Here is a 19,090-nt window from a genome sequence, read left to right on the forward strand (position 1 = left end):
ACAGGTCTCCTCGGGGTGGTTCGGTTCCGGCTCTGGGATGTTACGGCGATCTCACCCGGCAACCGAACGCAATTCGGATTATTCCGCCGACGCGGTGTCGGTAGCGTCGGGTGATGACCTCCCCCGCCACTGCCGGTTCGCTCGCTGCCCAGGAGCGCCGCTCGCTGGCCGACCTGCTCGACGAACTCGGCCCGGACGCGCCCACCTGCTGCTCCGGCTGGAGCACCGCGCATCTGGCCGCCCACCTCGCCGTCCGCGACCGGCGGCCCGACGCGATGCCGGGCTACGCGCTGGAGATGCTGCCGGGGCTGGGCCGCCTGGGCAGCTGGTCGCACCGTGTGGAGGACGGCGCCCGTGAGCGCCTGCCGTACGCGGAGCTGGTCGACCGCGTCCGCACGGGCCCGCCTCGCTGGTCGCCGCTGACGTGGCCCGGCCTGGACCGGCTGAACGACCCGGAGTTCGCCATCCACCACGAGGACGTGCGGCGGGCGCAGCCGGGGTGGGCGCCGCGCGAGCTGCCGGCCGCAGTCCAGGACCGGCTGTGGCTGCCCGCGACCCTCTACGCGCGGCGCGGTGCCGGCCGGGGCGGCGTCGTGCTGCGCCGCACGGACCGCCCGGAGGTGGCGGCGCGCATCGGCGCCGGGGAGCGGACCGTCGAGGGCGAGCCGCTCGAGCTGCTGCTGTGGGCCTCGGGCCGCCGGGACGTCGCGCGGGTGACGACGTCCTGACCGCCTAGCCGCCCGCGGCGGCGACCCGGTCGAGCGCCGCCCGCCACATCCGCGGGAAGGCCACCGGGCCGATCAGCCGCTGCGCCAGCAGGATGGCCCGGCCCCGGAGCCCGCGCGGGCGCCGGTGGTCGATCTCGGCGTCGACCCGGCTGCCGCCGTCCGGGCCGGGGCTGATCCTCACCTCACCTCGGCCGGCGGCACAGTGGTCGCTGTCCAGCAGCGTCCAGCGGACCGTCCCCGGCGGTTGCCACTCGTAGCGCAGGAGAACCCAGATCCGCACGCCCGCGCTGCCCTCGCGGACCACGGCCCAGTTCTCACCTCGCTCCCGCACCTCGTACTTCGCCGGATCCAGGGTCTTCTGCCACACGTCGAGGCGGCGCTCCCCGAAGTCGGTGAACGCCGTGAACGCCTGCTCGGGCGTGGCCCTCGTCGTCAGGCTGTAGCGGAATCGCACGACGGGTCCCCAGCGGTGTCAGTCCGCGTGACCCACGACGTTGACGACCACGCCGTGCGGGTCGCGGACGAAGAACCGGCGCACGCCCCACGGCTCCTGGGTGAGCGGGTGGACGATCTCGTACCCGCGCCGCTGGGCCTCGGCATAGGCGGCGTCCACGTCGGCGACCGCGACGCTCATCGACGACTGCTCGGGTGCGGTCGCGTCCGTGCCGACGAGCGTGACCTGGATGCTCGGGTTCGACGGTGACCGGAAGCTGGCCACCCAGCCCATGTCGAACTGCTTCTCCAGCCCGAGGAACTCCTCGTAGAACTCGTGGCCGGTGGTGGCGTCGTCGACGTTCAGGTTCGTGCTGATGCGGTGCAGGTGCATGGCGGGCGCTCCGGGGTCGGGCTCCCCACCCTGCTCGCCCGGTCGCCGGGCGTCGACCCCTACCGGACCGGGATGCCCGCGCGGGCCAGCCCGGCCTTGACGTCGCCGACCCGCAGCTTGCCGAAGTGGAAGACGCTGGCGGCGAGGACGGCGTCCGCACCCGCCTCGACCGCCGGCGGGAAGTCCTCGACCTTGCCCGCTCCCCCGCTGGCGATGAGCGGAACCGTCACCTCGCGGCGCACCGCCCGGATGAGCTCGATGTCGAAGCCGGCCTGGGTGCCGTCGGCGTCCATGGAGTTGAGCAGCACCTCGCCGACGCCGAGCGCGGCGGCCTGCACCACCCACTCGACGGCGTCGCGGCCGGTGCCGCGGCGTCCGCCGTGGGTGGTGATCTCGAAGCCGGAGTCGGTGGCCGCACCGTCGCGCACGCGGCGGGCGTCGACCGAGAGCACCAGCACCTGACTGCCGAAGCGGTGCGCGATCTCGGCGATCAGCTCCGGCCGGGCGACGGCGGCGGTGTTGACACCGACCTTGTCCGCGCCGGCGCGCAGCAGCTTGTCCACGTCCTCGACGGTGCGCACCCCGCCGCCGACGGTGAGCGGGATGAAGACGCTCTCGGCGGTCCGGCGGACGACGTCGTAGGTCGTCTCCCGGTTGCCGGAGCTGGCGCTGATGTCGAGGAAGGTGAGCTCGTCGGCGCCCTCGGCGTCGTAGACCCGGGCCATCTCCACCGGGTCGCCGGCGTCGCGCAGGTCGACGAAGTTGACCCCCTTGACCACCCGGCCCTGGTCGACGTCCAGGCACGGGATCACGCGCACGGACAGGCTCACGCGGGCACCCCCCGCACGGCGTCGGCCTCGATCTCGACCAGGTGCGCGGGGTCGATGAGGGCGGCGACCTGCACCATCGTCGTGGCGGGCCGGACGTCGCCGAAGACCTCGCCGTGCACCCGTCCCACCTCCTCCCACCGGGAGATGTCGGTGACGAACATCCGGGTCCGGACGACGTCGTTCAGCGTGAAGCCGGCCCGCTCCAGGGACTGCTCGATGATCGCCAGGGCCTGGCGGGTCTGGGCGGCGGCGTCGCCGGGGTGCGCGACCTCGCCGTCCACGGTGGACGTCGTGCCGCTGACCCAGGCCGTGTCACCGCGGACGACGACGCGGCTGTAGCCGACGACCGCCTCCCACGGGCTGCCCGAGCCCAGCCGCGTCACGCTCACGCGAGTTCCTCGGTGATCCGCAGCGCCTCCGGCAGCGTGAAGGCGCCGGCGTACAGGGCCTTGCCGACGATGGCGCCCTCGACGCCGACGGCGCTCAGGCCGGCCAGCGCGCGGATGTCGTCCAGCGAGCTGACCCCGCCGGAGGCGATGACCGGCCGCGGGGTGGCGGCGCAGACCTCGCGCAGCAGCTCCAGGTTCGGGCCCTTGAGCGTGCCGTCCTTGGTGATGTCGGTGACGACGTAGCGCTCGCAGCCCTCGGCGTCCAGGCGGGCGAGGGTCTCGAAGAGCTCGCCGCCCTCCTTCGTCCAGCCGCGGGCGGCCAGCCGGGTGCCGCGCACGTCCAGGCCGACGGCGATGCGGTCACCGTGCTCGGCGATGGCGCGGGCGCACCACTCCGGCGACTCCAGCGCCGCCGTGCCGAGGTTCACGCGTCGGCAGCCCGTGGCCAGGGCCGCGGCCAGGGACTCGTCGTCCCGGATGCCGCCGGAGAGCTCGACGTCGACGTCCAGCTCGCCGACGACGCGGGCCAGCAGCTCGCGGTTGGACCCGCGGCCGAAGGCGGCGTCGAGGTCGACCAGGTGCACCCACTCGGCGCCGTCCCGCTGCCACTGGAGGGCGGCCTCGAGCGGGTCGCCGTAGGAGGTCTCGCTACCGGCCTCCCCCTGCACGAGGCGGACGGCCTGTCCGTCGGCGACGTCGACGGCGGGGAGGAGCTGCAGCTTCGGCACGACCACCAGCCTAGGAGCGGTGCCGTCGGGGGCCTGCGGCAGGCTGTCGGCGTGGAGTTCGCAGAGGTGGTCCGGCGGCGGCGCATGGTGCGCGACTACGACCCCGACCGGCCCGTGCCGCCCGACGTGCGCGAGCGGCTGCTGGCGCACGCGATCCGGGCCCCCTCGGCCGGCTTCAGCCAGGGCTGGGCGTTCCTCGTGCTGGAGACCGACGAGGAACGGGACCGCTTCTGGACGGCGACGACCGACGCCGACGCTCCCGACGCCTGGCTGACCCGGATGCGGCGGGCGCCGCTGCTGGTCGTCCCGTTCTCGAACAAGCAGGCCTACCTGGACCGGTACGCCGAGCCGGACAAGGGCTGGACCGACCGCGACGAGGCGCGCTGGCCGGTGCCCTACTGGGACGTCGACGCCGGGATGGCCTCGCTGCTGATCCTGCTGACCGCCGTCGACGAGGGGCTGGGCGCCTGCTTCTTCGGTGTCCCGGCGGACAAGGTCGCGGCGCTGCGCACGGCCTTCGACGTGCCGGCCGAGTACCGGCCGGTCGGCTGCCTGTCGATCGGCTACCCGGGCGAGGGTGACCGCCGCTCGCCGTCGCTGAAGCGCGGCCGCCGCGGAGTCGACGAGGTCGTGCACCGCGGCCGGTGGTGATCCGCGCCACTACGGTCGGCGGGTGACCGACGAGCTGTGGCACCCCTACGACCGGATGGCCGGCGAGTTCCTGGCCCACGCCGAGGACAACGCCTACAACGCCCACTACGACCGGCCGACCGTGCTCGAGCTGCTCGGGGACGTCGCCGGGCTGCGGGTGCTCGACGCCGGGTGTGGGCCCGGCCTGTACGCGGAGGCGCTGCTCGAGCGCGGCGCCGAGGTGCTCGGCTTCGACGCCAGCACCGGGATGGTCGAGCTCGCCCGGGAGCGGGTGGGGAACCGCGCCGAGCTCCGCGTCGCCCGGCTCGAGGAGCCGCTCCCCTACCCCGACGACTCCGTCGACGTGGTGCTCTGCGCGCTCGCCATCCACTACGTGGCCGACCGCCGGGGGACCTTCGCGGAGATGCGTCGCGTGCTGCGACCCGGCGGCGCCGTCGTCCTCTCGACCCAGCACCCGACGACGGACTGGCTGCGGAAGGGCGGGTCCTACTTCGACCGGGTCCTGGAGACCGACGCCTGGTCGATGCTGTCGGGGCGGCACGAGGTGCAGTTCTGGCGCGAGCCGCTGTCCGACCTCTGCGCGGCCGCGACGGATGCCGGCTTCGTGATCCAGCGCCTCGTCGAGCCGCGAGCGCCCGAGATCATGCGCGAGCGCTGGCCCGCGGAGTACGACAAGCTCGCCCGGCGGCCGGGGTTCCTGGCGCTCCGGCTGCTCGCGCTGCCCTGATCAGTCGAGGCTGTTCAGCCAGTTCGTGAGCAGCTGCGCACCGGCGTCGCCGCTCTTCTCGGGGTGGAACTGGGTCGCCGACAGCGCGGTGTTCTCGATCGCGGCCACGAACCGGTCGCCGTGCTCGGCCCAGGTCACCTTGGGCTTGGGCAGCGGGGACGGCGCCTCGTCCTGGCCGAGGGTGAAGTCGCGGACGCCGTAGGAGTGCACGAAGTAGAAGCGCTCGCCCTCGAGGCCCTCGAACAGCACGCTGCCCGGGGCGACGTCGACGGTGTTCCAGCCCATGTGCGGCAGCACCGGCGCCTGGAGCTGCTCGACGACGCCGGGCCACTCGCCGCAGCCCTCCGCGTCGTGGCCGTGCTCGACGCCGCGCTCGAACAGGATCTGCATGCCGACGCAGATGCCGAGCACCGGACGGCCACCGGCCAGGCGGCGGTCGATGATCCGCGGCCCGTCGACGGCCTTGAGGCCCTCCATGCAGGCGGCGAACGCGCCGACGCCGGGGACGACGAGGCCGTCGGCCTCCAGCGCGGTGTGCGCGTCGGAGGTCACCGTCACGTCGGCGCCCACGCGGGCGAGCGCGCGCTCGGCCGAGCGCAGATTGCCCGACCCGTAGTCGAGGACCGCCACCTTCTTCACGCCTGCCACGCTACCGACCAGCGCAGCGGCGCCCGCCGTGATTCCCGCGACTGCGTGGGACGGCCCACGCCGGCGCCCGCGGGGCGCTGTGCCAACTGCTGCCGGCGTCGCCCGCGTCGCGAGGGAGCTCGCGCGGGCGTGGTGCCGGCCTGCAGTCAAGGCCTTGCCAACATCTCTGGACAAGGCTTTGAGCTGGGGAAACAGGTGGTGGGCCGACTGGCGCAGCGGTATCCTTCGTACATGTGTTCGACCAGTTGCGAGACGCCGAGGGAGTGCTTGGACGGCGCTCTGCGGGCGTTGGCCGCCGAGGATCTGAAGTCCTCGTTCGGGCCGGCGGTGATCGAGCGGACCGGGTCGCTGGTGGTGGCTCGTAACCGGTTGGATGCCGAGGTCGCCCGCACGGTCCGCGAGGGTGAACTCACGCAGGCAGCCGAGCGCGACGGCAAAGCGACGATGGCCTCCTGGCTGCGCGGGCACCACCGGCTCTCGCAGCGGGAATCGAGCCGCCTGGTGCACGCCGGCCGCACCCTGGAGCGGCTGCCGGTGCTGGCGGCAGCCGCGGCGGCCGGTGCGGTGAGCGTGGAGGTAGTGACGGTGCTCGCCCCGGTCGTGTCGGACGTGAATCTCGCTCGCGCCGAAGCCCAGGGCGTAGACGTGGCCGCGATCGACGCGCTGCTCACCGACGTGGCGATGACCCGCTCGCATGCCGACCTGCGCCAAGCGGTCGGGCACTACCTGGCGCGGCTGGACCCAGACGGCATCGAACCCGACCCCACCGAGCAGCGATCGCTGACCTTCACCAAGCACACCGACGGCACAGTGACCATCCACGGCAGGCTGGATGCTGTCGGTGGGGAGAAGGTGCAGACCGCGGTCGAGTCGATCCAGCATGCCTCCCGCCCCGCCGGGGACACCCGCAGCCGGGCCCGGCAGGCCGGCGACGCCCTCGTCCAGCTCGCCGACAACGCCCTGGCCTCCGGCTCGTTGCCGATGCTCCGCGGGCACAAGCCGCACGTCGGCGTGCTGATCGACCTCGACGACCTGATGGACACGTCGTCAGGCGCTGGTGCCGGCGCCGGTCGGACGACCTTCGGCGGGATCATCTCCGCGGCCAAGGCCCGCTGGCTGGCCTGCGACGGCAACGTCACCCGCATCGTCATCGGCCCCGAAGGCCAGCCCCTCGACGTCGGCCAGAGCAAGCGCCTCTTCCCCCCGCACCTGCGGCGGGCGATCGAGGTACGGGACCGGCACTGCGTCTTCGCCGGGTGTGACGCCCCGTCCTACTGGTGCGACGTCCACCACGTCATCCACTGGATCGACGGCGGCGACACCTGCCTGGACAACGGCGCCCTCCTCTGCGAACGCCACCACACCAAGGTCCACCACGGCTTCCGCATAGAGCGACAACCCGACGGACGATGGCGCACCTGGCGCCCCGACGGCACCGAGATCCTGATCGGTCAACCGTTCCTGATCAGCGCCTGAGCGCGCCGGTCCGCCTTCGGCCCGCTCCCACACCGTGGCGCGGCGGCTGAGGCGCGCGTCCTGCCGCAGCTCCTGGGTCAACAGGAAGGTGTCCCCGCCCCGCTGCCGGCGGCGTAGCGCTGCTCGAGCACCGACCACACGAACTCGCGCTCGTAGCGGGCACCCGGGGCCCGACCCGGGACGCCACCGGCGTCAGGCCCGCGGCTCGACGCCCCACGGCAGGACGGTGAGCTCGGGCCACTCCCCCAGCCAGCGTGCGGCCTTGGTCTCGTAGACCTCCCGCGGCGCGAGGCGCCGGTTCGGGCGCACCACGAGGCCGAACAGGTCGTCGAAGCCGTGCGGCGCGTAGACCCGCGGGCTGCCGTCGGCGTCGACGGTCACACCCAGGCAGCAGCACACCGCGGCGAAGTGGTCGATCGCGTCGGCGCAGTCGCGGAACGGCGGCGCCGGGACGCCGAAGTGCTCGGCGTACCAGAGGTGCACCCGCGCCTCGTTGCGGATCTCCACCGGCACGGCCAGGTCGGCGAACAGCCCCGCACCCGCCCGGATGACGGCGTCCTCCGCTGCCCACGAGGTGTCCTCGTCGAAGTAGAAGAGGTCGGCGTCGCGGATGCCCGAGCCGGCCGGGCGGCCGGTCAGCTCGTTCCACACCGTCTGGAACAGCACGCCGGCGGTGAGCCACCAGTCCTCCACGCCCAGGGCGGGCGCCCGCTCCAGCACCGCCGCGACCGTCGGGTCGGCCAGCACGATGCGCAGGAAGCGCTGCTCGTCGTCCACGGTCGGGCCGGGATCAGACCAGGCGGAGGATGCCCGACGCCGTCGCCATCAGCGCCGCGACCAGCAACGCCACGGCCAGGACGACCTGCGGCGTCGTCCGCCCCTCGGTCTCGGAGTCGGCGCGGAAGACGCTCCACGCGCCCCCGAGCAGGAAGCCCCCGAACACGATCAGGATGAGGCCGGAGTCCACCGGTTACAGGGCGCCCTTGGTCGAGGGCACGTCGGTGACGCGGGGGTCCAGGGCGACCGCCTGGCGCAGCGCCCGTGCGAGCGCCTTGAACTGACCCTCGACGATGTGGTGGGCGTCGCGGCCGGCGTAGAGCACCCGCACGTGCAGGCTGATCCGCGCGTTGAACGCGAAGGACTCCAGCACGTGCTTGGTGAGCGACGTCGGGTAGTCCGGCCCGATCATCGGCGTCATGTTCTCCGGCTCGGCGTGCACGAAGTACGGCCGCCCGGACAGGTCGACGGCGGCCTGTGCCAGCACCTCGTCCATCGGGATGGTCGCGTCGCCGTAGCGGGTGATGCCGCGCTTGTCGCCCAGCGCCTCGGCGAACGCCTGGCCGAGGGCGATCGCGACGTCCTCGACGGTGTGGTGCGCGTCGATGTGCAGGTCGCCGTCGGCCTGCACGGTGAGGTCGATCCCGCTGTGCTTCGACAGCGCGGTGAGCATGTGGTCGTAGAAGCCCACGCCCGTGCTGATCGAGCTGGTGCCCGTGCCGTCGAGGTCGAGTTCGACGACCAGCTTGGTCTCGCTGGTCGCGCGCTCCACCCGGGCGGTGCGGCGTGCAGGTGCGGTCATGGCGTCAGTCTCCCAGAGAGATGCGCTGATCCCGCGCCACCTCACCCAGCGCGGTGAGGAAGGCGTCGGTCTCGGCGGCGGTGCCGGCGGTGACCCGCAGCCATCCGGGCAGCCCGACGTCGCGCACCAGGACGCCGCGGTCGAGCAGCGCCTGCCAGGCGGCGGGGGCGTCGGCGAAGCGGCCGAACAGCACGAAGTTGGCGTCGCTCGGCACGCTGGTCAGCCCCATCGCGGGCAGCGCGGCGACGATCCGGTCCCGCTCCTCCCGCACCGCGTCGACGGTCGCCAGCAGCGCGTCGGTGTGCGCCAGCGCGGCCCGCGCGGCCGCCTGGGTCAGCGAGCTCAGGTGGTAGGGCAGCCGCACCAGCTGCAGCGCGTCGACGACGGCGGCGTCCGCGGCGAGGTAGCCCAACCGCAGCCCGGCCATGCCGAACGCCTTGCTCATCGTGCGGCTCACGATCAGCCGCGGCCGCCCGGGGAGCAGCGTGAGCGCCGACGGCGTGCCGGTGCGGGCGAACTCCGCGTAGGCCTCGTCCACCACGAGGATCCCGGCCGTGGCGGCGTACAGCTCCTCGATCGTCTCCAGCGGCACCGCGGTGCCGGTCGGGTTGTTCGGGCTGGTCACGAAGACGACGTCGGGAGCGACCTCGCGCAGCTGCGCCACGGCTGCGGCCCGGTCGATCGTGAAGTCCTCGCGACGGTGCCCGTCCACCCAGCCCGTCCCGGTGCCGGCGCTGATGATCGGGTGCATCGAGTACGACGGCGTGAACCCCAGCGCCGTCCGCCCGGCTCCGCCGAAGGCCTGCAGGATCTGCTGGAGCACCTCGTTCGAGCCGTTGGCCGCCCACACCTGCGCCGGCTCGATCGCCGTCCCCGCGGAGCGGGAGAGGTAGGCGGCGAGGTCGGCGCGCAGGTCGCGGGCGTCGCGGTCGGGATAGCGGTTGAGCTCCAGTGCCGCGTGTCCGAGCGCCGTCCCCAGGTCGGCGAGCAGCTCGTCCGGCAGCGGGTGCGGGTTCTCGTTGGTGTTGAGGCGATGGGTCGCCGGCACCTGCGGAGCGCCGTAGGGCGTGCGGCCCCGCAGCTCCGGCCGCAGCGGGAGCTCGTCCATCGACGTCATGGGCGCTGCCGGATCCGCACCGCCGCCGAGTGCGCCGGCAGGTCCTCGGCTCCGGCCAGGGCGTCGATGTGCCCGGCCACGCCCGCGAGCGCCTGCTCGTCGTACTCGATGACGTGGATGCCGCGCAGGAAGGACTGGACGCTCAATCCGCTGGAGAAGCGGGCGCAGCCGCCCGTCGGCAGCACGTGGTTGGAGCCGGCGCAGTAGTCGCCCAGCGACACCGGCGACCACGCGCCGACGAAGATCGCGCCGGCGTTGCGCACCCGCGCGGCGACCGCGCGCGCGTCGCGGGTCTGGATCTCCAGGTGCTCGGCGGCGTAGGCGTCGACCACGCGGAGCCCGGTGTCGATGTCGTCGACCAGCACGATCCCGGACTGGCTGCCGTGCAGCGCGGTGTTGATCCGGTCGGAGTGCTTGGTCGCGGTGACCTGCCCCGGCACCAGCGCCAGGACGGCGTCGGCGAGGGCCTCGCTGTCGGTGACGAGCACCGCGCCGGCCAGCGGGTCGTGCTCCGCCTGGCTGATCAGGTCGGCGGCGACGTGGGCGGGGTCGGCGGTCTCGTCGGCGAGGATCGCCACCTCGGTGGGGCCGGCCTCGGAGTCGATACCGATGATGCCGCGCAGCAGCCGCTTGGCCGCCGTCACGTAGACGTTGCCCGGGCCGGTGACCATGTCGACCGGCTCGCAGGAGCCGGCGCCGTAGCCGAAGACCGCCACGGCCTGCGCCCCGCCGACGGCGTAGACCTCGGTGATGCCGAGCAGCGCGCAGGCGGCCAGCACTCCGGGGTCGGGCAGGCCGCCGTGGTCGCGCTGCGGCGGGGAGGCGACGGCGATCGACTCCACGCCCGCGATCTGCGCGGGAACGACGTTCATGATCACGCTGGACAGCAGCGGGGCCAGCCCACCGGGGACGTAGAGGCCCACCCGGCGCACCGGCACCCAGCGCTCGGTGACCGTGCCGCCGGGGACGACCTCGGTGGTGACGTCGGTGCGGCGCTGATCGGCGTGCACCTTCTGCACCCGGGCGATCGCCTCCTCCAGCGCCGCGCGCAGCGTGGGGTCGCACTCGGCGAGCGCACGGTCCAGCGCGGCCTGCGGGACGGCGAAGTCCTCGTTGTCCACGCCGTCGAGGCGCGCGGTGATCTCGCGGACCGCCTGGGCGCCCCGGATGCGCACGTCCTCGCACAGCGGGCGCACCGTCGCGAGCACGGAGTCGATGTCGGTCGCGGCGCGCGGCAGCAGGCCGGCGAGCTCCCGGGATCCCGGCAGCGCGGATCCGCGCAGGTCGATGCGGGCGAGCACGGGATGGCCTCCGGGAGGGTGGGTACGGCTCAGCGAGGGTGGGCGTGGGACGGAGTTCCAGCGTAGCCAGCGGCCCGTAGGCTGCCGGGATGGGTGAGTTGATCCCGCTGTTCCCGCTCGGCACTCCCCTCTTCCCCGGTGTCGTCCTCCCGCTGCACGTCTTCGAGCCGCGCTACCGGCGGCTGGTCCTCGACCTGCTGGCGATCCCGGAGGAGAGCGAGCGCCGATTCTTCGGCGTCGTCGCCATCCGGCAGGGCTGGGAGGTGGAACGGGTCGCGCCGGCGGAGGCGCTCTACGACATCGGCTGCGTCGCGCGGCTGCAGATGGTGCGCCCGCAGGCCGACGGCGGCTTCCGCGTGGTCACCGTCGGCGGCGAGCGCTTCCGGCTGCGCGACGTCGTCGTCGGCGAGGACCCGCCGTACCTGCAGGGCGAGGTCGAGTGGCTCGCCGACGAGGAGGCGGCCGAGGAAGCCGCCGGGGACGCGGAGGGCCTGGTCCTCCCGGGCAGCGGAGCCGCCCCCGCCGCCGGCCGGGTGCCGGTCTGCGACGAGAACCTCGACGAGGTCGTCGCCTCCGTGGCGCGGGGGTCGCTGGCCCTGCTCGCTTCGGGCGTGCAGGAGCTGTTCACCGACTACGTCGACGAGGTCGCCGACCTCGGCGCCGGCAGTGACGGCGAGGACGCCGAGCGCGCCGCGCTGCTCGCCGCCGTGGCCGACGACCCCACGGCGCTGTCCTGGTTGGTGGCGTCGGCGGCGCTGCTCACGACCGAGGACCGGCAGGCGCTGCTCGCCGAGTCGACGACCCGTCGCCGGCTGGCCGCGGAGACCCGGCTGCTGCGCCGTGAGCTGACGCTCCTGCGCGAGCTGGGCGCGGTTCCGGCGCCGCTGCAGGGGTTCGCCACCCCCATGACCGTCAACTGACCGGCGGTACCGCGCCCTCCGGTGCGGGCACGGCTGAGGGCTCCGGCGCCGGACGGCCCAGCCCGTCCTCGGCGTTGATGATCACGCCCAGCACGTAGACGAGCAGCGCCACGAACGGCGCGACGGCCAGCGCGGCGGTGGCGCCGAGGTCGAGCCCGGTGGTGACCGTCCCGCCGACGTCGGCCAGCTGCTCCCGGGTCGGCCCCTCGCCGATGAGCTCGCCGACCAGCCAGGCGATCGCCCCGGAGGCGGTCGCGCCCAGGGCGAGCGCGACCAGCAGGGCCACGCCGCGCTGCCGGCGCATCCTCCAGGCGGCTCCGCCGGCGAGCAGCCCGACCACGGTGAGGACCAGGACGAAGACGGCGTCGTCGGCCACCAGCAGCTCCGACGACGGCGAGCCGATCACCACCGGCCCGTCCTCGGTGATCCGGAAGTCCGCGCGCGGGGCCAGCGCCCACCAGGCCAGCCCGGCCGGCACGCCGACCCCCGCCAGCGCCAGGACCAGCCAGGCCGCCGGGCGCAGGTCGGCCCGCAGCTCCTCGCGGCCCCGCCAGCGCGCCGACGGTGGCGGCGGCACGGCGCGGGCGCGCAGGACGGGCGCGGACGGCGGGGTGGTCACAGCAGCGCGACGCTGGTGGGGCCGAGCAACGCCTTGATGTCACCCATGAGCGCCGTGCTCGGGCGGACCCGCAGCCCCTGGTCGAGCCGGAGCACGGTCTCCCGGCTGCCGTTGACCAGCTTGAGCTGCACCTCGGTGGTGCCCGGGTGGCTGCCCAGCACCTCGCGCAGGCGCTCCACCACCGGCGGCGTGCAGCGGGCGGCGGCCATCGACACCAGGACCGGGCCGCGCGGGCCCTCGGTGATCTCGGGGAGCGTCACCTCGGAGCCGAACAGCGAGGGCTGGTCGTCGCGCCGGCTGATCCGGCCCTTGACCACCACGATCTGGTCCCGGACGACCTTCTCCGAGACCTCGGCCCAGGTCTTGGGGAAGAACAGCACCTCGATGCCGGACTCGAGGTCCTCCAGCGTGGCGATGGCCCAGGGCGCGCCCTGCTTGTTGGTGCGCGGCGAGACGGCGGTGAGGATGCCGGCGATCGTGACGTTCGCGCCGTCCTCGACCCCGCCGGCGTTGATCTCGGCGATCGCGGTGTCGGCGTTCTGGGCCAGCACGTGCTCGACCCCGTGCAGCGGGTGGTCGGAGACGTACAGGCCGAGCATGTCGCGCTCGAAGACCAGCCGCTCGCTCTTGGACCAGTCGGCCGTCGGGATGACGATGTCCAGCGCGCTGCCGAACGGGTCCTCGGCGGCGTCCCCCTCGCCGAAGCTGCCGAACAGGTCGAACTGCCCCTCGGCCTCCTTGCGCTTGAGCCCCATCGCGGAGTCCACGGCCTGCGCGTGGATCGCGACGATGCCCTGGCGGGAGTGGCCCAGGGAGTCGAAGCCGCCGGCCTTGGCGAGGGACTCGATGACCTTCTTGTTGCAGGCCACCGTGTCGATCTTCTTCATGAAGTCGGGGAAGTCCTTGAACGCCCCCTTCTCCTCGCGCGCCTTCACGATCGAGTCGACGACGTTGGTCCCGACGTTGCGCACCGAGGCCAGCCCGAAGCGGATGTCGGTGCCGACGGCGGTGAAGTCCCAGGAGGACTCGTTGACGTCCGGCGGGAGCACCTTGATGCCCATCCGGCGGCACTCGGCCAGGTAGACCGGCCGTCGGTCCTTGTCGTCCTGGACGCTGGTCAGCAGCCCCGCCATGTACTCGGCCGGGTAGTTGGCCTTGAGGTAGGCCGTCCAGTACGAGATGAGCCCGTACGCCGCCGAGTGCGCCTTGTTGAAGGCGTAGTCGGCGAACGGGACGAGGATGTCCCAGAGGGTCTTGATCGCCGCGCCGGAGAAACCGTTGGCCGTCATGCCGGCCTCGAAGCCGACGAACTCCGCGTCCAGCACGGACTTCTTCTTCTTGCCCATCGCGCGACGCAGCAGGTCGGCCTTGCCGAGCGAGTACCCGGCGACCTTCTGCGCGATCGCCATGACCTGCTCCTGGTAGACGATCAGGCCGTAGGTCTGGCCGAGGATCTCCTCGAGCGGCTCGGCCAGCTCGGGGTGGATCGGCGTGATCTCCTGCTGGCCGTTCTTGCGCAGCGCGTAGTTCGTGTGCGAGTTCGCACCCATCGGCCCGGGCCGGTACAGCGCGCCGACGGCCGAGATGTCCTCGAAGTTGTCCGGCCGCATGAGCCGCAGCAGGGAGCGCATCGGGCCGCCGTCGAACTGGAAGACGCCGAGGGTGTCGCCCCGGCCGAGCAGCTCGTAGGTCGCCTTGTCCGTGAGGTCCTTGCTGATCTCGTCGAGGTCGACGGGCTCCTTGCCGTTGAGCACGATGTTGCGCAGCGCGTCGTCGAGGACGGTCAGGTTGCGCAGGCCCAGGAAGTCCATCTTGAGCAGCCCGAGCGTCTCGCAGGTCGGGTAGTCGAACTGCGTGATCATCGCGCCGTCGGCCTCGCGGCGCATCAGCGGGATGCTGTCGATCAGCGGGTGCCGGCCGATGATCACACCGGCGGCGTGCACGCCCCACTGCCGCTTCAGGCCCTCGAGCTTGCGGGCCTGGTCGACGACCTCGGCGGCGCCGGGGTCGGACTCGTAGCGGGCGCGGAACTCCGCGGCCTCCTTGTACCGGGGGTGGGCCGGGTCGAAGATCCCCGACAGGGGGATGTCCTTGCCCATGACACCCGGGGGCATCAGCTTGGTGAGCTCGTCGCCGACGGAGTAGGGGCGGTCCAGCACGCGGGCGGCGTCCTTGATCGCGGCCTTCGCCTTGATCGTCCCGTAGGTGACGATCTGGCTGACCCGCTCCTCGCCGTACTTCTCCGACACGTACCGGATAACCTCGCCGCGGCGGCGGTCGTCGAAGTCGATGTCGACGTCGGGCATGGAGACGCGCTCGGGGTTGAGGAACCGCTCGAAGATCAGACCGTGGGCCAGCGGGTCCAGGTCGGTGATCCCCATGGCGAACGCGGCCAGCGACCCGGCGGCCGAGCCACGGCCGGGACCGACGCGGATGCCGTTGTCCTTGGCCCAGTTGATGAAGTCGGCGACCACGAGGAAGTACCCCGGGAAGCCCATCTGGCAGATGATCCCGGTCTCGTAGTCGGCCTGCTTGCGCACGTGGTCGGGGATGCCGCCCGGGTAGCGCTTGTGCAGGCCGCGCTCGACCTCCTTGATGAACCAGGAGGTCTCGTCCTCCCCCTCGGGCAGGGGGAAGCGGGGCATCAGGTCGGCGCCCTCGGTGAAGGTCACCTCGCACTGCTCGGCGACGAGCAGCGTGTTGTCACAGGCGACGGAGAGCTCGCCGGGGAACAGCGCGCGCATCTCCGCGGCGCTCTTCAGGTAGTAGCCGTCGCCGTTGAACCGGAAGCGGTTGGTCTCGTTCAGCCGCGAACCGGTCTGGATGCACAGGAGCGCGTCGTGGGCCTGCGCGTCCTCCTTGTGCGTGTAGTGCAGGTCGTTGGTGGCCAGCAGCGGGATGCCGAGGTCCTTGGCGATCGCCATCAGCGCCGGGCGGGTCTTCTTCTCGATGGACAGGCCGTGGTCCATCAGCTCGGCGTAGAAGTTCTCCTTCCCGAAGATGTCCTGGAAGTCGGCCGCGGCCTGCTTGGCCTTGTCCTCCTTGCCGGCCCGCAGCCACATGTTGACCTCGCCCGAGGGGCAGCCGGTGGTCGCGATGAGGCCCTTGCCGTAGCGCTCCAGCAGGTCGCGGTCGAAGCGCGGCTTCCGGTACTGGCCCTCGAGGCTGGCCAGCGAGGAGATGCGGAAGAGGTTGTGCATCCCCTCGGTGGTGCGGGCCAGCAGCGTCATGTGGGTGTAGGCGGCCTTGCCGCGGTTGTTGCCGCCGTCGCCCTCCTCGTCGAGGAGCTTGTCGCCGAAGTCGAACGGCGCGCGGTCGAACCGCGAGCCCGGCGTGTAGTACCCCTCCATGCCGATGATCGGCTTCACGCCCGCGCTGGTCGCCTGCTTGTAGAAGTCGTAGGCGCCGAACACGTTGCCGTGGTCGGTCATGGCCAGCGCCGGCATGCCCTGCTCGGCGGCCGCCTTCGTCACCTCGGGCAGCTTCGCCGCGCCGTCGAGCATCGAGTACTCGGTGTGGACGTGCAGGTGCGCGAAGGAGTCGGACTTGCTGCTCACGGGCGGTCGGTGCTCCTCGGTGGTCGTGCGTGCCCGGCCGGCAGGTTCTCCGGCGGGCGACCGGCGGGGAAGACCGGTGTGCGGGTCGATCCTCGCACTGGAAGCTGTCTACTCCGAGGGTCTGACACGACGTGTCTGCTCACATCCGGACCGATCCGTCACATGCGCCCCGGAGGCGCCGTCACGTCAGCTCGCGGCGCATGGTGACGTGCGCGATCCCCGCCTCCAGGTACTCCTCGCCGACGGCGGTGTAGCCGGCCCGCTCGTAGAAGCCCCGGGCGGGAAGCTGGGCGTGCAGCTCGATCGCGGCCACCCCGCGCAGCCGTGCCTGCTCGTGCAGCTCGGCCAGCACGGCCGCGCCGAACCCGCGCCCGCGCACCCCCGGGTCGGCGGCCATGCGACCCAGGGACGCCGTCGTCGAGCCGTCCGCCGGGAGCAGCAGGCGCCCCGTGGCCACCACCCGGCCGGCCTCGTCGCGGGCGTGCACGTGCACCGCGGTCGCGTCCCGGTCGTCCTGCTCGATCTCCGCCGGAACCCCCTGCTCCTCGACGAAGACGCGGGTGCGCAGGGCGATGATCTCGGGCCAGTCGGCCGGGCCGGCGACGCGGGCGGCGGGGCCGGTCACCACGCGGGACGTCCGGCGGGCAGGGCGCGGGTGGGCACGAGGAGGAAGCGTAGGTCGATGGCCGCGTGCAGCAGCACGGGGAGGAGCAGCGACCCGGTGTCGAGGTAGAGCGCGGCCATCACGCCCCCGAGCACGCCGGTGAGCACGATGCCGGCGCGGCCCTGGTAGGCGTGCGCCAGCCCGAAGGCGACGGCGGCGACCACCACCAGGGCCCACGAGGGCAGGCCGCCCGCGACGGCGGCGACCACGGCGAGGAAGAACCCGCGGTAGAGCCATTCCTCGCAGATGCCGGCGGTCAGCCCGACCACGGTGAACAGCCGGCGCTCTGCCGCGGTGCGCGGCAGCAGGGCCAGGGTGGCGTGCCCCGGCGGCTCGGCGTGCCGCCCCTCCCCCGCCCGCGCCGGCGGGGGCACCTCGTTGAGCGCACCTCCCCGGAGCGCCCGGGTGGAGGCCAGGACGAACACCAGCACCAGGACCACCAGCACCAGCACCAGCGGCCCGGGCGTCCGCGGCCACGCCAGCCCCACGGCGGCGGCGTCCACCCCCGGGGCCGAGAGCCACACGACCAGCGCGAGCAGCGCCAGCCCCCACTCGAGGACCAGCAGCCGGCCGTAGAAGGAGCGCCGGGCGTCCGGATCGGTGCGCAGCCGCCCCTCGAAGCGGCGGTGCAGGACGTGCCCCGCCACCGGCTCGCCGGCGACCAGGTACACCGCCACGACCACCGCGGCGAACGCGGCCGGGCCGAAGTCCGCGAGGGTCTCGGGGAGCCCGGTCACGGCAGATCCTCGGCGGCCGGGTCAGGCCTCGGCGCGCAGGACGGCCAGCGCGCCGGCGAGGTCGGGCGGGTACTCGCTGGTGAACTCCACCCAGCGCCCGTCGGCCGGGTGCGCGAAGCCGAGCCGGACGGCGTGCAGCCACTGCCGGCTCACCCCCAGGCGGGCGGCCAGCGTGGGATCGGCGCCGTAGGTCGTGTCGCCGACGCAGGGGTGGCGCAGGGCGGAGAAGTGCACCCGGATCTGGTGCGTGCGGCCCGTCTCCAGCCGGATGTCGACCAGGCTGGCGGCGGGGAACGCCTCCATGACCTCGTAGTGGGTCACCGAGGGCCGCCCGCCCTGCACCACCGCGAAGCGCCAGTCGTGCTTCGGATGCCGGTCGATCGGGGCGTCGATGGTGCCCCGCGAGGGATCCGGGTGCCCCTGCACCAGGGCGTGGTAGCCCTTCTCGACGGTGCGCTCCTTGAAGGCGGCCTTGAGCGCGGTGTAGGTGCGCTCGCTCTTCGCGACCACCATCACGCCGGTGGTGGCGGCGTCCAGACGGTGCACGACGCCCTGGCGCTCCGCCGCACCCGAGGTGGAGACCCGGTACCCGGCGGCGGCGAGCCCGCCGATGACCGTCGGCCCCTCCCATCCGGGGCTGGGGTGGGCGGCGACGCCGACGGGCTTGTCGACGACGACCAGGTCGTCGTCGTCGTGCAGGATCGTCATCCCCTCGACGGGGCGCGGCGCCACCGGCTCGCCCGGAGGGGGCGGGAGCTCGACCTCGAGCCAGCTGCCGCCGCTGAGGCGGTCGCCCTTACCCCGCACCCGGCCGTCGACCAGGACGTTGCCGGCGTCGGCGACCTCGGCCGCGACGGTGCGGGTGAGCCCGAACAGCCGTGCCAGGGCCTGGTCCACCCGCTGCCCCTCGAGCCCGTCGGGGACGGGCAGGGCGCGGTGGATCCCGGACGCGGGCAGGCCGGGGGAGCTGGTCACTCCCCCATTGTGACGGGACGGCTCCCGCTCCCGGTGGAGCCCGCCGGCTCGGTACCCGCCCGGGTGCCGTCGAAGTCGATGCCGCGCAGCGCCAGGACCGCCCCGAGGACGCCGCCGCAGACGATCGCGGAGTCGGCGACGTTGAAGACCGGCCACACGTCCCCGTCCGGGCCGAACACCGACAGGAAGTCGACGACGCCGCCGCGCAGGAAGCCCGGGTCGCGGAAGATCCGGTCGATGAGGTTGCCGACGGCGCCGCCCAGCACCAGGCCCAGCGTGACCGCCCAGCCCGTGGAGAACAGCCGTCGCGCCGTCCGCACGATGACGACGACGACGGCCGCGGCCACCAGGCTGAACACCACGGTGAAGCCCTCGGCGAAGGAGAACGCCGCGCCCGTGTTGCGCAGGTGGGTCAGGTACAGCGCCCCACCGAGGACCCGGATGTCCTCACCCGGCTCGATCGTGGCGACGACGACGAGCTTGGTGACCAGGTCGAGCAGGAACACGCCCGCGGCGAGGAGCAGCAGCAACCGCATGCGCGGCCTGGCCGCCGGTACGCCGACGGGGTCGGGCTGCTCGGTCACGCCGACGACGATAGCCGTGCCGCCGGCCCGAGCC

At 73.4% G+C, this 19,090-nt stretch carries 22 protein-coding genes; 5 read left to right on the plus strand and 17 right to left on the minus strand.

Features of this window, described 5'->3' with window-relative positions:
• Positions 1–113 precede the first annotated feature (113 nt).
• A complete protein-coding gene (locus tag CRP29_RS16725; protein ID WP_097196458.1) occupies positions 114–728 on the plus strand; it encodes a TIGR03085 family metal-binding protein in 615 nt (204 codons plus the stop codon).
• Between the two features lie 4 nt (positions 729–732).
• Here CRP29_RS16725 and CRP29_RS16730 read toward each other — a convergent pair whose 3' ends face one another.
• The 5 genes from CRP29_RS16730 to priA are packed head-to-tail and all read right to left on the minus strand — an operon-like array spanning position 733 to position 3,501.
• On the minus strand, positions 733–1,182 hold the full coding sequence (locus tag CRP29_RS16730; RefSeq protein ID WP_097196197.1) for an SRPBCC family protein: 450 nt from the start codon (positions 1,180–1,182) through the stop codon (positions 733–735).
• Between the two features lie 18 nt (positions 1,183–1,200).
• On the minus strand, positions 1,201–1,554 hold the full coding sequence (locus CRP29_RS16735) for a VOC family protein (RefSeq protein ID WP_097196198.1): 354 nt from the start codon (positions 1,552–1,554) through the stop codon (positions 1,201–1,203).
• A gap of 59 nt (positions 1,555–1,613) precedes the next feature.
• Positions 1,614–2,384 (minus strand): imidazole glycerol phosphate synthase subunit HisF, encoded by a 771-nt coding sequence (hisF, locus tag CRP29_RS16740; protein ID WP_097196199.1) that lies wholly within the window; start codon positions 2,382–2,384, stop codon positions 1,614–1,616.
• Entirely contained in the window at positions 2,381–2,773 is a 393-nt protein-coding gene (locus CRP29_RS16745) for a RidA family protein (protein ID WP_097196200.1), read from the minus strand. The genes hisF and CRP29_RS16745 overlap by 4 nt, the downstream gene beginning before the upstream one ends.
• A complete protein-coding gene (priA, locus tag CRP29_RS16750; protein ID WP_097196459.1) occupies positions 2,770–3,501 on the minus strand; it encodes a bifunctional 1-(5-phosphoribosyl)-5-((5-phosphoribosylamino)methylideneamino)imidazole-4-carboxamide isomerase/phosphoribosylanthranilate isomerase PriA in 732 nt (243 codons plus the stop codon). The genes CRP29_RS16745 and priA overlap by 4 nt, the downstream gene beginning before the upstream one ends.
• A 51-nt stretch (positions 3,502–3,552) precedes the next feature.
• On the opposite strand from priA, the gene CRP29_RS16755 reads away from it, so the two are divergent.
• Both CRP29_RS16755 and CRP29_RS16760 read left to right on the plus strand, forming a co-directional pair.
• Complete coding sequence (locus CRP29_RS16755) at positions 3,553–4,152, plus strand: nitroreductase family protein (protein ID WP_097196201.1); 600 nt, start codon at positions 3,553–3,555, stop codon at positions 4,150–4,152.
• 22 nt (positions 4,153–4,174) lie between these two features.
• Positions 4,175–4,879, plus strand: a complete 705-nt coding sequence (locus tag CRP29_RS16760) for a class I SAM-dependent methyltransferase (protein WP_217991635.1) — start codon at positions 4,175–4,177, stop codon at positions 4,877–4,879.
• Here the strand turns inward: CRP29_RS16760 and hisH are convergent, their stop codons facing one another.
• Complete coding sequence (gene hisH, locus CRP29_RS16765; RefSeq protein ID WP_097196461.1) at positions 4,880–5,518, minus strand: imidazole glycerol phosphate synthase subunit HisH; 639 nt, start codon at positions 5,516–5,518, stop codon at positions 4,880–4,882.
• A 240-nt stretch (positions 5,519–5,758) separates the two neighbouring features.
• On the opposite strand from hisH, the gene CRP29_RS16770 reads away from it, so the two are divergent.
• The gene (locus CRP29_RS16770) at positions 5,759–7,003 is read left to right on the plus strand and encodes an HNH endonuclease signature motif containing protein (protein ID WP_097196202.1); all 1,245 of its coding nucleotides are present in this window, start codon (positions 5,759–5,761) and stop codon (positions 7,001–7,003) included.
• A gap of 192 nt (positions 7,004–7,195) precedes the next feature.
• Here CRP29_RS16770 and CRP29_RS16775 read toward each other — a convergent pair whose 3' ends face one another.
• Genes CRP29_RS16775 through hisD form a run of 5 tightly spaced genes read right to left on the minus strand, consistent with a single transcriptional unit; the run spans position 7,196 to position 11,000 of the window.
• Positions 7,196–7,780 carry a nucleotidyltransferase family protein gene (locus CRP29_RS16775; RefSeq protein WP_097196203.1) on the minus strand — a complete coding sequence of 195 codons (585 nt, stop codon included), beginning with the start codon at positions 7,778–7,780 and terminating at the stop codon, positions 7,196–7,198.
• Positions 7,781–7,793: 13 nt separating this feature from the next.
• Positions 7,794–7,970, minus strand: coding sequence for a hypothetical protein (locus CRP29_RS22865; protein WP_176523015.1), 177 nt, complete (start codon positions 7,968–7,970; stop codon positions 7,794–7,796).
• 3 nt (positions 7,971–7,973) lie between these two features.
• Complete coding sequence (gene hisB / locus CRP29_RS16780; protein ID WP_097196204.1) at positions 7,974–8,582, minus strand: imidazoleglycerol-phosphate dehydratase HisB; 609 nt, start codon at positions 8,580–8,582, stop codon at positions 7,974–7,976.
• Positions 8,583–8,586: 4 nt separating this feature from the next.
• Entirely contained in the window at positions 8,587–9,699 is a 1,113-nt protein-coding gene (locus CRP29_RS16785; protein WP_097196205.1) for a histidinol-phosphate transaminase, read from the minus strand.
• Positions 9,696–11,000, minus strand: coding sequence for a histidinol dehydrogenase (gene hisD, locus CRP29_RS16790; protein WP_097196206.1), 1,305 nt, complete (start codon positions 10,998–11,000; stop codon positions 9,696–9,698). The genes CRP29_RS16785 and hisD overlap by 4 nt, the downstream gene beginning before the upstream one ends.
• An 89-nt stretch (positions 11,001–11,089) precedes the next feature.
• On the opposite strand from hisD, the gene CRP29_RS16795 reads away from it, so the two are divergent.
• Positions 11,090–11,920, plus strand: coding sequence for an LON peptidase substrate-binding domain-containing protein (locus CRP29_RS16795; protein ID WP_097196207.1), 831 nt, complete (start codon positions 11,090–11,092; stop codon positions 11,918–11,920).
• Here CRP29_RS16795 and CRP29_RS16800 read toward each other — a convergent pair.
• The 6 genes from CRP29_RS16800 to lspA all read right to left on the minus strand — a co-directional run bounded on the left by CRP29_RS16800 (position 11,913) and on the right by lspA (position 19,056).
• Positions 11,913–12,539 carry a DUF2567 domain-containing protein gene (locus CRP29_RS16800; protein WP_097196208.1) on the minus strand — a complete coding sequence of 209 codons (627 nt, stop codon included), beginning with the start codon at positions 12,537–12,539 and terminating at the stop codon, positions 11,913–11,915. The two genes, CRP29_RS16795 and CRP29_RS16800, sit on opposite strands and share 8 nt — an antisense overlap.
• The gene (dnaE, locus tag CRP29_RS16805) at positions 12,536–16,096 is read right to left on the minus strand and encodes a DNA polymerase III subunit alpha (RefSeq protein ID WP_097196209.1); all 3,561 of its coding nucleotides are present in this window, start codon (positions 16,094–16,096) and stop codon (positions 12,536–12,538) included. The genes CRP29_RS16800 and dnaE overlap by 4 nt, the downstream gene beginning before the upstream one ends.
• 181 nt (positions 16,097–16,277) lie before the next feature.
• The gene (locus CRP29_RS16810; protein ID WP_097196462.1) at positions 16,278–16,721 is read right to left on the minus strand and encodes a GNAT family N-acetyltransferase; all 444 of its coding nucleotides are present in this window, start codon (positions 16,719–16,721) and stop codon (positions 16,278–16,280) included.
• A complete protein-coding gene (locus CRP29_RS16815; RefSeq protein WP_097196210.1) occupies positions 16,718–17,497 on the minus strand; it encodes a CPBP family intramembrane glutamic endopeptidase in 780 nt (259 codons plus the stop codon). Before CRP29_RS16815 ends, CRP29_RS16810 begins: the two co-directional genes overlap by 4 nt.
• A 21-nt stretch (positions 17,498–17,518) precedes the next feature.
• Positions 17,519–18,472: an RluA family pseudouridine synthase gene (locus CRP29_RS16820; protein ID WP_245852917.1), complete on the minus strand. Its 954-nt coding sequence runs from the start codon at positions 18,470–18,472 to the stop codon at positions 17,519–17,521.
• Positions 18,469–19,056 (minus strand): signal peptidase II, encoded by a 588-nt coding sequence (gene lspA, locus CRP29_RS16825; protein ID WP_245852930.1) that lies wholly within the window; start codon positions 19,054–19,056, stop codon positions 18,469–18,471. The genes CRP29_RS16820 and lspA overlap by 4 nt, the downstream gene beginning before the upstream one ends.
• Between the last annotated feature and the right edge of the window lie 34 nt (positions 19,057–19,090).

Origin of the sequence: Blastococcus aggregatus (assembly GCF_900221005.1) — a bacterium.
Lineage (GTDB): Bacteria > Actinomycetota > Actinomycetes > Mycobacteriales > Geodermatophilaceae > Blastococcus > Blastococcus aggregatus.